At 69.7% G+C, this 12,824-nt stretch carries 14 protein-coding genes; 8 read left to right on the top strand and 6 right to left on the bottom strand.

What is annotated here, in order from left to right:
* Positions 1 to 18: 18 nt before the first annotated feature.
* Positions 19 to 561 (bottom strand): flavodoxin domain-containing protein, encoded by a 543-nt coding sequence (locus CGU35_RS10040; protein WP_100811446.1) that lies wholly within the window; start codon positions 559 to 561, stop codon positions 19 to 21.
* Positions 562 to 774: 213 nt separating this feature from the next.
* On the opposite strand from CGU35_RS10040, the gene CGU35_RS10035 reads away from it, so the two are divergent.
* Together CGU35_RS10035 and CGU35_RS18140 are read left to right on the top strand one after the other, a co-directional pair.
* Positions 775 to 1,227, top strand: a complete 453-nt coding sequence (locus tag CGU35_RS10035; RefSeq protein WP_157813935.1) for an OsmC family protein — start codon at positions 775 to 777, stop codon at positions 1,225 to 1,227.
* Between the two features lie 111 nt (positions 1,228 to 1,338).
* Positions 1,339 to 1,503 (top strand): hypothetical protein, encoded by a 165-nt coding sequence (locus CGU35_RS18140; protein ID WP_157813934.1) that lies wholly within the window; start codon positions 1,339 to 1,341, stop codon positions 1,501 to 1,503.
* 98 nt (positions 1,504 to 1,601) lie between these two features.
* Here CGU35_RS18140 and CGU35_RS10030 read toward each other — a convergent pair whose 3' ends face one another.
* The gene (locus CGU35_RS10030; RefSeq protein WP_100811444.1) at positions 1,602 to 2,384 is read right to left on the bottom strand and encodes a YidC/Oxa1 family membrane protein insertase; all 783 of its coding nucleotides are present in this window, start codon (positions 2,382 to 2,384) and stop codon (positions 1,602 to 1,604) included.
* A 93-nt stretch (positions 2,385 to 2,477) separates the two neighbouring features.
* Positions 2,478 to 2,753 (bottom strand): DUF6412 domain-containing protein, encoded by a 276-nt coding sequence (locus CGU35_RS10025; protein WP_157813933.1) that lies wholly within the window; start codon positions 2,751 to 2,753, stop codon positions 2,478 to 2,480.
* Between the two features lie 215 nt (positions 2,754 to 2,968).
* Between CGU35_RS10025 and CGU35_RS10020 the strand changes: the two genes are divergently transcribed.
* The 5 genes from CGU35_RS10020 to CGU35_RS10000 all read left to right on the top strand — a co-directional run bounded on the left by CGU35_RS10020 (position 2,969) and on the right by CGU35_RS10000 (position 9,056).
* A complete protein-coding gene (locus CGU35_RS10020; RefSeq protein WP_198519560.1) occupies positions 2,969 to 6,541 on the top strand; it encodes a lamin tail domain-containing protein in 3,573 nt (1,190 codons plus the stop codon).
* A 114-nt stretch (positions 6,542 to 6,655) separates the two neighbouring features.
* Positions 6,656 to 7,276: a hypothetical protein gene (locus CGU35_RS10015; RefSeq protein WP_157813932.1), complete on the top strand. Its 621-nt coding sequence runs from the start codon at positions 6,656 to 6,658 to the stop codon at positions 7,274 to 7,276.
* 97 nt (positions 7,277 to 7,373) lie between these two features.
* A complete protein-coding gene (locus tag CGU35_RS10010; RefSeq protein WP_100811440.1) occupies positions 7,374 to 7,907 on the top strand; it encodes a DUF421 domain-containing protein in 534 nt (177 codons plus the stop codon).
* A 10-nt stretch (positions 7,908 to 7,917) separates the two neighbouring features.
* On the top strand, positions 7,918 to 8,415 hold the full coding sequence (locus CGU35_RS10005; RefSeq protein ID WP_100811439.1) for a metallophosphoesterase family protein: 498 nt from the start codon (positions 7,918 to 7,920) through the stop codon (positions 8,413 to 8,415).
* A 38-nt stretch (positions 8,416 to 8,453) separates the two neighbouring features.
* Positions 8,454 to 9,056 carry a TetR/AcrR family transcriptional regulator gene (locus CGU35_RS10000; RefSeq protein ID WP_157813931.1) on the top strand — a complete coding sequence of 201 codons (603 nt, stop codon included), beginning with the start codon at positions 8,454 to 8,456 and terminating at the stop codon, positions 9,054 to 9,056.
* Positions 9,057 to 9,084: 28 nt separating this feature from the next.
* Here the strand turns inward: CGU35_RS10000 and CGU35_RS09995 are convergent, their stop codons facing one another.
* Genes CGU35_RS09995 through CGU35_RS09985 form a run of 3 tightly spaced genes read right to left on the bottom strand, consistent with a single transcriptional unit; the run spans position 9,085 to position 11,434 of the window.
* On the bottom strand, positions 9,085 to 9,387 hold the full coding sequence (locus tag CGU35_RS09995; RefSeq protein ID WP_100811437.1) for a hypothetical protein: 303 nt from the start codon (positions 9,385 to 9,387) through the stop codon (positions 9,085 to 9,087).
* 50 nt (positions 9,388 to 9,437) lie between these two features.
* On the bottom strand, positions 9,438 to 10,910 hold the full coding sequence (locus tag CGU35_RS09990) for a phytoene desaturase family protein (RefSeq protein ID WP_100811660.1): 1,473 nt from the start codon (positions 10,908 to 10,910) through the stop codon (positions 9,438 to 9,440).
* Between the two features lie 5 nt (positions 10,911 to 10,915).
* Positions 10,916 to 11,434: an SRPBCC family protein gene (locus tag CGU35_RS09985; protein WP_100811436.1), complete on the bottom strand. Its 519-nt coding sequence runs from the start codon at positions 11,432 to 11,434 to the stop codon at positions 10,916 to 10,918.
* A gap of 204 nt (positions 11,435 to 11,638) precedes the next feature.
* Here CGU35_RS09985 and CGU35_RS09980 point away from each other — a divergent pair, with 204 nt between their 5' ends.
* Positions 11,639 to 12,814 (top strand): zinc-dependent alcohol dehydrogenase, encoded by a 1,176-nt coding sequence (locus tag CGU35_RS09980; protein ID WP_100811435.1) that lies wholly within the window; start codon positions 11,639 to 11,641, stop codon positions 12,812 to 12,814.
* Positions 12,815 to 12,824 lie beyond the last annotated feature (10 nt).

The following is a 12,824-nucleotide window of genomic DNA, read 5'->3' as shown; positions in this document are numbered from 1 at the left end:
GATCGGTGTGACGCGCTATCACGCGCGAGTGGGTGCGGCGAGTTCTCGGGCGATCTGTGTCGCCCACGCGTCGATGTCGTTCCAGTCGCGGAAGTCGCCCGCGGGCAGGGACTTCGCCGCGGCGGGCGCGAGCTTCATCATCCGTTCGGCCATTCCGACCGGCGGAGCGTCCGGGTCCCACGCGCCGAAGAAGACCTTCTGATCGCGCGGATGCAGCAGGTCGGCCAGCTCGTCGAACTCCTTCGGGCGCGTGCTCTCGCGCGGATCTTTGCCGTCTGCGCCGATAGATTCTGAGCCGAGGGGACCGCTGCTGAACAACCAGACCGGTCGCGCCGCGAGCAGGTGGCGGTGATGCTCGACGAACGACATCGCGTCTTTCAACCAGTGCGTGATGTACGCGGCGGCCCCGATGACGAAGGCGTCGTACTCATCGAGGTCATCGATTCGCGAGACGGGCCGGGCCTCGGCCGGTACGCCCGCGTCCGTCAGGACCTCGGCGATCCGTTCGGCGATGCCCGCCGTGGACCCGTGTCGGCTGGCGTATGCGACGAGAACGGCCATCGCTCAGCTCTCCGGGGTGGGGTGTGCGCTGCCGACGCGCGGCATTCGAATCCTGCGGTGGCTTGCCATCGTGCGCTCCTCGCTCGAAAGGGCTCGTGTGCTCAAGCCTCTGCCCGCCCCGGCGGCTTCGGCAGGGCCGTTGGTCCCGCCGGGATGTCGATCGCGGGACCTTCGCCCCAGCGATGCCGGTTCCGGGCAACGGATGCTGGGGGCATGACGGTTTCGACTCCGCGGCCATCCGCGCCGCACACCTACACGGTTCATGCCGGGGCGACGCCTGGAGGACCCGCGGTCGCGCACGCGGGCTCGGAAACGATCACCTTCGACGGAAGTTGGGATGTCGCGGTGCCGAGTGGGCTCCCGGGACCGGCCGACCTGCTGGCATCCGCGTTCGCCGCGTGCCTATTGAAGAACGTGGAACGGTCGTCGAAGCTGATGCCGTTCCGGTACGAAGACGTCGATGTCGTCGTCATGGCGCATCGGCAGGACAGTCCGCCGCGGTTCACGGGCATCCACTATGAGCTGTACATCGTGACCGACGAGCCGCCGCGGCGCATCGAACTGCTGCACGAGAACCTGCGCCGGTACGGCACGGTGTACAACACGCTCGCGAGCGTGTGCGAGGTCGAGGGCACGATCGTCGCGACGCCCGCGACAGCGGCCTAGTCGCGCGGGGTGCGCGTTGCGGAATACCGCGGACGCGGGCACGAGTCAACCCGGGGGCGCGGCACCCTCGCGGGTGAGACGCTCGGGCTCCGACCATCGAGAGGAACGACCATGTCGCAGGAGCGAGACCCCGCAGACGAACAGCAGATCGCGGACGAGCCGCACGACGCCGTGGAGCCCGGCGAGGCCGGCCCCGCGATCGATGCCGTGGGCATGGGTGAAGAAGACCCCGACGGGCCCGATCTCGATGCCGCCTGGGTGAGCACGGACGAATAGCACTCCCGGTTCCCGCCGAGTGCGCCGCTTGCCGCCGAACACGCCGGTTGTGCGCCGCGCGGATCCGGCGCACTCGGCGCTATCCGGCGTCGTCGGGGCTACGCGCGGCGGACCTCCGGCGGCAGGGGATAGCGGCGCCGCAGGATCAGGCGCTGCGCGAGTGTCCACGTGACCGTCACCGTCAGGTAGAGGGCTGCGGCGAGCGGCACGAACAGCAGCACGACGGCCGTTGCGTACTGCAGGAGGCCCATCACGCGTCGGGCGCCCGCGGATGTCAGGGGTGAGACATCCGTATCCGCACCTGCACCCGCACCCGCACCCGCGGCGGCGATCGGGCGGAAGGCCCGGCGGGTGACCTCGGCGACAGCACACACGATGAGCACGAGGACGCCGAAGACGACCCACGTCGCCGGGTCGGGGGCGCCGAGCGATCCGAGCACGGACGTGCCAAGGGGCACACCGGCGAGTTGCTCGGTGAGGAGAGCGTTCGCGTGGCCCGCGATCGAGGTGTGCAAGAACAGCGCGTAGATGACGCCGACCACGGGAGCCTGGGCCAGCATCGGCAGGTATCCGGCGAACAGTGAGGAGTTCTCGTCGGCGTAGAGCCGCATCATCTCGCGCTGCTGGCGCTCGCGGTCGTTCTTGTAGCGCTTCTGGATCTCGCGCAGGCGCGGCGCGAGGCGGGCGCGCGTCTGCTCGGCTCGTGCCTGCGAGATTCCGACGGGGATCAGTGCGGCGCGCACGAGCAGCGTCACGAGCACGATGGCCGCGGCGGCGGATGCGTCGCCCGCGATGGGGGAGAGAAGGTCGGTCAGCCACATCATCGCCGCATACACGGCGTCGAGGATGGCGGCGAGAGGGGGTAGGGCGAAGAGGTCCACGGAGGTTTCCGATCGTCGAGTCTGGGTGGGCGGCGTGTTGCCGCGACAGACGTCGGCGAGGAAACCCCGTGGGCGGGGGCGTGAAACCGAGGGCTACGCGGCCGAGGCCGCGATACCCGGGGCTCGAGGGCGGGAGTGGCCCGCGGCATCCGGATCGCTCTGCGCCGGGGGAGTGGCGATGCCGAGCGAACCGTCCGGGTCGATCCGGGTGCCGGACCCGGATGCGTGGAGCCGCACCAGGTGCGCGAGCACCGCAAGCGTCGCGACCGCCGCGACGACGATGACGACCAGACCGATCGTCGCCCCGGATTCGAGGGTGGACGTGGCGCCGGCGGCGACGAGCACGAGCGTCAGAAGGGCAGAGCACAACTCCCGCACCGCTGATCACCTCCGCCCGATCGTGGCTTCACGCTAACAGGAGCGAGCTCGGCGGCGCACGGGATGGGGATGCCGCGGGGTCCTGTATCGACCGCATGGGCCGCGGGACCCGGAGCGTTAACCCGGCGGACACCGCACGGTTCCCGACCGTCCAGGCGACCTCGATGGTGTGGACGGAACCCGTTCTCACCATCTTCAGGAGCCTCATGCCCCGCCTGTCTTCCGGGCTCGCCGCCACGGTGGCGTGCGCCCTCGGCGTTGCCGCCGTCGTCGCGCTGCCGGCCACCGCTGTCGCCGATCAACCCGGCATCCGTATCAACGAGATCGAATCATCGGGCGGTACCCCGGGTGACTGGATCGAGTTCTACAACCCGAGCGACACGCCGATCGTTCTCGACGGGTACGTGGTGAAGGACTCGACGGATGCGGATTCGTACACGATCCCGGTCGGCACGACCGTGGCCGCGGGAGAGTTCCTCGTGCTCGACGCCGTCGTCTCGGGCGCGGGCGACTTCGCTTTCGGCCTCGGCGGCGGCGATTCCGTGCGGCTGTTCGACGCGTCTGCGAACCTCGTCGACGAATACACCTGGACGTCGCACGCCGCCACGACCTGGGGCGTGAACGACGCGGGCGAATGGGCGCTCACCAGCGAGGCGACCAAGGGCGCGGCGAACACGTTCGCGGCGGCGGAGCCCGACCCCGACCCGTCCGGTTCGACGGACCCGGACCCCGATCCGTCCGGCTCGGCCGATCCCGACCCCGACCCCGTCGCATCCGATGTGGTCGTCAACGAGATCTACTACGACGAGATCTCGGGCTATACCGACCGGATCGAGCTCTTCAACCGGGGCACCGCAACGGTCGACCTGACCGGATGGCGCGTCGCCGACGACAAGCGCACCGAGTTCGGCGACCTCGCCGCGGGAACCATGATCCCCGCCGGTGGCTTCGTCATGCTCGTCAAAGACACCGACTTCCCCTTCGGGCTCGGCAAGGGTGACGAAGTCGTGCTGTACGACGCATCCGGAACCGAGGTCGACGCTTACGCGTACGCGAACACCGCGCCCCTCGCCATCTGGGCGCGCTGCCCCGACGGGACGGATGCCTGGGCCCCGGCCACGGTCGCCACGCCCGGCGCCGCGAACGACTGCGCGCCGATCCCCACGCCCGGCTCGGTCGTGATCAACGAGATCGACTCGCAGCCGGCCGACTGGGTCGAGTTCTACAACCCCGGCACGGAGGCGCTCGACATCTCGGGCTACGAGATCCGCGACGACTCCGACGATCACCGCTGGCAGTTCCCGGCGGGAACGTCGATCGCGGGTGGTGGATACGTCCTGGTTCAGGCCGACACGGTCGGCCTCGTGGGCGGGTCGGTTGCCCGTTTCGACACGGCCGTCGGGATCGGCAGCGCCGACCGCATCCGCCTCTACGACGCCTCACTCGCGCTGATCGACGACTCGCTGCCGTGGTCCGGACACGCCGCGATCGACGGTGACGCCGCAGCGGCGACGCTCGCGCGCTGCCCCGACGGGGAAGGGCCGTTCGTTCTCGCCTACCCGACGCCGGGCGCCACGAACTCGTGCGTGCTGCCCGACGTGCAGATCAACGAGATCGAATCGAACGGTGACGCCACCGACTGGATCGAGATCATCAACATGGGTGCGACCACGGTCGACCTCTCCGGCTGGTCGGTCATGGACAGCGACCCGATCGGTCACGCGTCCGAGACCACACCGCTGCCGAGCGGAACCACGCTCGCGCCGGGTGCGCTGTTCGTCTTCGATCAGCCGACCGACTTCGTGTTCGGGCTGGGCGGCGGCGACACCGTCACCGTCCGGAACGCGCAGAACGTCACGGTCGCCGAGTACGCCTACTCCGCGCATGCCACGGGTGTCTGGGCGCGCTGCGCCGACGGAACCGGCGACTTCGTCGACCTCGGCGTCTCGACCAAGGGCCTGCTGAACGCCTGCGGCAACCCCGTCCGCATCAACGAGGTGGAATCGGACGGCGGTGAGCCCGGTGACTGGGTCGAGCTTGTGAACCCGACCTCGACCGTGCTGGATGTGGGCGGAATCGTCGTGAAGGACAACGACGACACCCACGCGTACGAGATCCCGGCGGGCACGACCATCCCCGCCCTGGGCTACCTCGTGATCGAGGGCGAGACGCTGGGCTTCGGCCTCGGGAAGGACGACAGCGTCCGCCTGTTCGAGGGCGACGCGCTGCGCGACTCCACGACCTGGGGTCCCGACCACGCCGCGACCACGTGGGGCCGTTGCCCCGATGTGTCCGGAACGTTCGCCGCGACAGCCGAGCCGACGAAGGGCGCCGCGAACATCTGCGTCGGCGACATCCCCGTTGGCGAGTGGCCCGGATCCGGCACGGTCACGGTCGTCGACACGGCCCCGATGTTCCTCGCGGACAGCTCCGGACTCGACACGCAGCTGACGTCGGACGGCACCTTCCTCTGGGCCGTCGACAATGGCACGGGCACGTTCTGGAAGCTCGAGGTCGGTGCCAACGGCTCGGCGACGTTCGTCGACGGGTGGGCCGATGGCAAGCGCGCACGCTTCCAGCGGGATGCCTCGAACCCCTCTGCGGCGGGTCCCGACACCGAAGGCATCACGGTCGACGGCTCCGGCTGGGTGTACCTCGCCTCCGAGCGCGACAACAGCGCCAAGGGCGTCAACCAGAACGTCGTCCTGAAGGTCGACCCGGACGCGCCGGGCCCCGACGTCGTGGCAACCCAGGAATGGGACCTCACGACCCTGCTGCCGAGCGTCGGCGCGAACCTCGGTATCGAGGCGGTCGAGTGGATTGCCGACGGCGACCTCACGGGTCTGATCGACACGACGACCAACGCGGCGTACGACCCGACGCGCTACCCCGGCCACGGTGACGGCCTGTTCTTCGTCGCGGTCGAGGACGGTGGCGGGGTGTTCGCCTTCGCCCTGAACGCGAACGGCACGGCACAGCTCGTCGCGACGCTCGACCCGGGACTCACGGGTGTCATGGCGCTCGATTACGACACCGTGCTCGATGTGCTGTGGGCGGTCTGCGACAACGGATGCCAGGGCACCGCCGCGCAGATCACGCTCAACGGCACCCCTCAGCCCGCGATCGTGCACGTCGCGCGACCCGCGAGCATGCCCGACATCAACAACGAGGGCTTCGCCACGGCGCCCTCGGCGGTCGCCGGGTTCGCCCGCGCGGCGTGGTGGTTCGCGGACGGCTTCACCTCGAGCGCCCTGCACTCCGGTACGGTGTCGGCGAGCGTCGTCGACCCCGGAACGGGCACGCCCGGCACCGGCACCCCCGGCACCGGCACCCCCGGCACCCCGGGTCTTCCACAGACGGGATCGGGTGCGCCGCTCGCCGGCGAGCAGCTGGTCGAGGCCAACAGCGGTGATGTCACGGCGCCGATCGCCGCCGAGGCGGGTGGGCGTGTGACGATCAACACCGGCTCGCAGAATGCGGGCACCCCCGTAACGGTGTGGATGTACTCGACACCGGTGCAGATCGCATCGGGCACGCTCGATGCCTTCGGTCGGATCGCGGTCACGATTCCGTCGAGCGCCGAGATCGGGACGCACCGCCTGGCCGTCTTCGCGGCGGGCGGCGAGCTGCTGGGCTGGACCAGCATCCGGATCGTGGCGGCTGGCACGCTCGCCCAGACCGGTTCGGAGGAAAACGGCACGGGCCTGGCTCTGGCGCTGTTCCTGATGCTCGCGGGCCTCACCGCGGTCGTCGTGCGCAGGCGCGTGCGCTCGGCCTGACGCATCCGTCGGTCGAATCGGGCGGTGCCGGTGGAGCGGATCCACGGGCACCGCCCGACTCGGCATGCAGGGCATGCATGGGCATGGCGCGCGAGCGTTCGGTAGCGTGGCCGCATGCGTGATCGACGACGGACCTGGACTCTCGGCGGCATGGGGCTCATCGTCTGCGGTGTACTCGGGATGCTCCGCTCGACCGGCCCGGGGATGCCGGGCGTGTTCGTCCTCGGCGGCGTCGCGGACCTCGTCTACGCGGTCGCGGTGATGCTGTTCGCTTTCGGAACCACGGCCGCGGCGAGCGTGGTGGCCCGACGTCCGCTCGGTGTCACGACGATGACGATCGTGGCCGTGTGGCCGCTGATCGACACCGTAGCCGTCCGGTTGCTGCCGCAGGACGGAACGTCGCTCGGTGCCTGGACGACCTATGGATACGTCACCCTGGTCGTGCAGACCGGCGCCGCCCTGATCGCGGCGACCCAGATCGCCCGGGCCGGCGTCGTGGCGTCGCGCTGGTGCTGGGCTCCGCTGTGGGTTCTGGGGTTCCAAGCGCTCGCGTGGGCCGTGCCGCAGATCGTCTTCGTCTCGGTCGGGCCCGGCGCGATCCAGAGCTGGGCGGATCTGCTCGCGCTCGTCGGAACGCTCGCTGCCCTGAGCGGGACCCTGGGCCTCGGCATCCTGTCTCTCGTCCTCGCGGTGCAGCAGCGGCCGGACACCGTCGAGGTCTACCGCTCGGCCTGAGGCACGGAGGGCGAACCGGGGCAACCCCCGTGCGGTGATCACGAGGGTCTGCGACCCTGGCACACGCCGATCCACCCTCGAACGGAAGCAGGCGCACATGTGGTTCGATTCCTGGTCCGACCTCGGGCGCATCCTGGTGCTCGGGACGGCCGCCTACCTCACGGTCATCGTCGTGCTGCGCATATCGGGCAAGCGCACACTGGCCCAGCTGAACGTGTTCGACTTCGTCGTCACCGTCGCACTCGGATCGATCCTGGCGACGGCCCTGCTGAGTTCCACGGTGTCGTGGGCGGACGGGGCAACGGCGTTCGGCCTGATCGCAGCCCTCCAGTTCGTCATCGCGTGGATCTCCTCCCGTTGGCGCGGCGCACGGCGCATCCTCACCTCGGAGCCCGTGCTGCTCCTCTCGCACGGAGTCATGCGGCCGGACGAGCTGCGGCGTGCGCGACTGGCCGAGTCGGAGGTCTTGCAGGCGATCAGGAGTTCCGGGTCGGGCGATCCGTCCGACATCGCGGCGGTCGTGCTCGAGACGAACGGGAAGATCAGCGTGATCAGCACGGAGAAGCTCGGTGACGGCTCCGCGCTCGCGGGCGTGGTGGGCGCCGACGGGCACGCGCGACCCGAGGCGTGACGACTGATCCATGGCGACGCGACTGCTGCTGATCTCCGACACGCACGTTCCGGATCGCTCGCGTGGCGTACCGGACGAGGTGCGGGCCGCCGCCGACGCCGCGGACCTGATCGTCCACGCGGGGGACTGGACCCGGGCATCCGTGCTCGACGACCTGTCCCGATACGGCGAGATGCTCGGCGTCTACGGCAACAACGACGGACCGGACCTGCGCGCCCGGCTGCCCGAGATCGCCCGGCGCGAGATCGAGGGGGTGCGGTGCGCGGTCATCCACGAGACCGGTGACGCCAAGCGTCGGCATGCGTGGACGGATGCCTCATTCCCCGACACAGACGTCCTGATCTTCGGGCACAGTCACATCCCGTGGGACACGGTCAGTCCGGGCGGTGTTCGTCTGCTGAACCCGGGCTCGCCGACCGACCGGCGCCGGCAGCCGCACCGCACGATGATGACCCTCGTCATCGACGACCGCGGGGTGCGCGAGGTGACACTCGTTCCCCTCGACTGACCGCGCGGCGCTCATCGTCCGCGATGTACCGTTATCCCATGGGCCGTCCGCGCAGCTTCGACGAGCAGCACCTCCTCGATGTCGCCGAGGATCTCTTCTGGTCGCGCGGCTACGAGCGCACGTCCATCGAGCTGATAGCCGAGCGTTCGGGCGTCGCGAACGGCAGCCTGTACAGCGCCTACGGCAGCAAGCTCGGGTTGTTCCTGAAGACCTTCGAGCGGTACTGCGATCAACGCGTCGAGCTGGTCGAGAACGTGATTGCGGATCACGCGGGCAGCTTCGAGGAGGCTGTCGTGAACTACCTCGACAAGATCGTGCGGGATTGCACCTCCGGCGCTGAGCGACGCGGATGCCTGATGCTCAACAGCATCGGAGAACTCGCCGCGCGCTTCCCCGACGTCGTGGTCGTCGCATCCCGGACGATCGAACGCATGGAGAATGTGGTCGCGGCTCGCGTCGCGGAGAGCGTCGCAACGGGCGAGATCGACCTAGCCGAAGATCGAATCAATCCGCTCGGTGCACACGTGGTGATGGTTTCGCAGGGCCTCATCCAGCTCAGCCGGGTGGGTGTATCCGCGGCGCGTCTGCAGACACTGGTCGAAACTTCGGGGCGGCTCTCGGCTCTGCTCCGGGTCGCCTGACGGCGTCGGGATTGCGCGGGTCGCCTCTTCAGCCTCGAGCGAGCGCATCCCAGTTGATGTCCATCCGCTCGGGACGGGTCGTCGAGATGCGCGCAGGCAGTATGCCCCCGACTCTGGGCCAGTGTTTGCGCGTCGTTACGACCTCGGTCGCAACACGCACGGGCTCGATCCCGGGCGCATCCGGCACGATCTCGATCTGGCAGGCTTGGTACCCCCAGCGGCGGGTCGGCTCGGACACCGAGACGATCATCACCGTGCCCGCCACGGCGTCGGCGATGGGGTCGCCCAGCAGCCGCTCCAGCTGTCGGGTCATGTTCTCGATCTCGTCCACAGCTGGAGCCTAGCCCGGCTCGAGGCGTTGCCGTCCCGGGGATTCCCCGCTCAGGAGCCGAGCGAGAGGTTCGGCCAGGCCTCGATCCCGAACTCGTGTCGCAGAGCGCTGCGCGCCGCGAGCCATCCGCCGAGGCCGTGTACGCCCGGGCCGGGGGTGACGGACGCGGACGCCAGATACACGCCGGGCAACGGCGTGCGCCACGGATCGGAGCTGAGGACCGGACGGCGGACGAGCTGGAACAGATCCGGAGTTCCCGCAGAGATATCGCCACCGGGATAGTTCGGGTTGTGCCGCTGCAGATCAGCCGCCGTCCACGACGACATGCCCAGGATCGTGTCGCGGAAGCCCGGGGCGAAGCGCTCGATCTGTCGAATGACGGCCTCGCCGCGATCGGCGGTGCTGCCCGAGGGCACGTGGGTGTAGGTCCACAGCGTGTGCATGCCCTCGGGAGCCCGGGAGTCGTCGAAGACGGACGGTTGCGACGCGAGGACGTACGGCAGCCCGCTCAGGCGTCCGTTCGCGACCTCGTTCTCGCTCGCCGCGATCTCTTCTCGAGAGCCGCCGAGATGCAGGGTACCCGCGCGGCGCAACTCGGGATGCGTCCAGGGAACGGGTTCCGACAGGGCGAAGTCGACCTTGGCCGATGCGTTGCCGTATCGGAAATTCGAGAGCGCTCGCCGGTAACGGTCGGGCAGCCGCGGGCCCGCGAGCCGCACGAGCGAGCGTGGCGTCAGGTCGAGTAGCGTCACGCGCGCGCGGGGCAGGTCGGCGAGGCTCGTGACCTCGACGCCCGTCTCGACGGCCCCGCCGTGCGCCAGGATGTCGTCGACCATGGCGTCGGCGATCGCCTGGCTGCCACCGCGGGGAATCGGCCAGCCGCGCGCGTGGGCATACGCGGTCAGGGCGAGTCCCGCACCGGCGGACGCGAGGCTCGGGAGCGGAAGCGACGTGTGGGCGGCCGCGCCGGTCAGCAGCGCGGGCGCGGCGCGTCCCCGGAAACGTGCGTTCCACGCGGGAGTTCCCTGCTCGAGCGTCGCGGCGGCGAAGGCGAGCGCCGTGACCGGACTCGTCGGCACCCGCAGCAGCGACTGTCCGGTGAGGTCGGCGACGTGGCTCGAGCGCTCGGCGAGGGGACCGATGAGCGCGGCATACGCCGCACCATCCGACCCGAGCCCCTCGCGAGTGCGCTCGAGATCGCGGTACGCGATCGCGGCGGCGCCCCTGTCGAGCGGGTGCGCGAAAGACACATCCGGGGTGACGAAGTCGACGCGTCGAGTGAGCTCGAACTCGCGGAAGAAGCGCGATTCGAACGCGAGCGGATGCACGGCCGAGCAGACGTCGTGGACGAATCCCGGCAGGGTCAGTTCACGCGAAGACGTTCCACCACCGACGCGCGCCGCGCGCTCGAACACGCGCACCGACAGGCCGGCCCGGGCGAGCGTCACCGCGGCCGCAAGACCGTTGGGACCAGCTCCGACGATGACCGCATCGACCTCGGTCGCCCGTTCCGCGGCGCGCATCGCGCTCACGCGTCGTCGCCTCCGCGTGGGTCGGTGTCGCCGTCGACGGCGCCCGTGCCCTCCTCGTCCGCGGTGGATTCCTCGGGCGAGGTGCTCAGCCCCTCGGCCAGGTACGCCAGACGATGGAGGGTCTCGGCGTTCCGCCAGCGCAGCATCGCATCGGCGATCGGGCGGGGGATGAGCGTCGCGGGGCCGGCGACAGCGTGCTCCTGGATGCGGACGACGCAGCCCTCGTCGCGGGGCTTCACGTCGATCGTCACCCGCGCCTCGCCGATCGGCCAGCCCTTCGCGCGCATGACCATGCGGTGCGGCGGGTTCCACTCGATCGAGGACGTCTCGTCGTCTATCAGCGCAGGCCACACCCCGACGGAATGATGCAGGCGACCGCCCGCTTCGGGCCATCCGGCATCGACGTCCCGCATGCGCGTCGCGCCCACGACCCAGGCGGGGTAGAGCCATCCGTCCTCGAGAACGCGGAAGACGGCTTCGGGCGGGCAGTGCAGGACTCTGACGTTGCGGGCCATGGGGTCTCTTCCGTTCTGCGGGCGTAACCGATTGTCCTATGCCTCGAGCATCCGCGCCCGGGGGTTGACAGTCCAGAGCACCTGGATCGTTCGCGGGGATTGTGGCGGCCCCGGCGTCCGGGCGCAAGTGGGTGGCGCGGATGGGATGGGAAGGCGAGTGTGGGCACCGGCCGACGCCCCCGTCGGCGGGAGATGAGGATTTTCATGAAGGCACTCACCTGGCAGGGCAAGCGTTCCCTCGCGGTCGAGGAGGTTCCCGATCCGCGGATCGAATTCGCGACCGACGCCATCGTCAAGATCACCTCCACCGCCATCTGCGGATCGGACCTGCACCTGTACGAATTGCTCGGGCCGTTCCTCGATCGCGGGGACATCCTCGGCCACGAGCCGATGGGCGTCGTCGTCGAGGTCGGATCCGACGTCACGGACCTCGCCATCGGCGACCGCGTCGTCGTGCCGTTCAACATCTCTTGCGGGCACTGCTTCATGTGCCGCCGCGGACTGCAGTCCCAGTGCGAGACCACGCAGGTGCGCGAGTACGGCAGCGGCGCGGCACTGTTCGGCTACACCAAGCTCTACGGGCAGGTGCCCGGCGGCCAGGCCGAGTACCTCCGGGTGCCGCACGCGGACTACAACCACATCCGCGTCGGCCGCGATCTGCCGGACGACCGCTACCTGTTCCTCAGCGACATCCTGCCCACCGCGTGGCAGGGCGTCGAGTACGCCGACGTGCCCGAGGGCGGCACCCTCGCCGTGATGGGTCTCGGGCCGGTCGGGCAGTTCGTCGCGCGTATCGGCGTGCATCGCGGGTTCCGCGTGCTCGCCGTCGATCCCGTGCCCGAGCGGCGTGCGATGGCCGAACGCCACGGAGTCCTGGCCTATGACCTGACGGACGATGTCGTCGCGGAGTTGCGGGACCTGACCGAGGGTCGTGGCGCGGACTCCGTCGTGGACGCCGTCGGGCTCGAGGCCCATGGCAATCCGGGCATCAAGGCCGCCCAGACCGCGATCGGGCTGCTGCCGGACGTGGTGTCGCAGCCGCTGATGGAAAGGGTGGGGATCGACCGGCTCGCGGCGCTGCACGCGTCGATCGACCTCGTGCGCCGCGGCGGCACGGTCTCGCTCAGCGGGGTGTACGCCGGGGATGCCGACATCATGCCCATGAAGACCATGTTCGACAAGCAGATCGGCATGCGCATGGGGCAGTGCAATGTGAAGCGGTGGATCGATGACATCCTTCCGCTCGTCGAGGACTCCAGCGACCCCCTGGGTGTCATGGACCTCACGACGCATCGCGTTTCGCTGGATCGTGCTCCCGAGATGTACGAGACGTTCCAGAAGAAGGCGGACGGATGCATCAAGGTCGTGCTGGAGCCGTGACCCGCTCGCG

Origin of the sequence: Microbacterium sp. BR1 (genome assembly GCF_002812725.1) — a bacterium.
Lineage (GTDB): Bacteria > Actinomycetota > Actinomycetes > Actinomycetales > Microbacteriaceae > Microbacterium.
The sequence above is the reverse complement of the archived record's forward strand: the minus strand, read 5'-3'. Positions and strand labels throughout refer to the sequence as shown.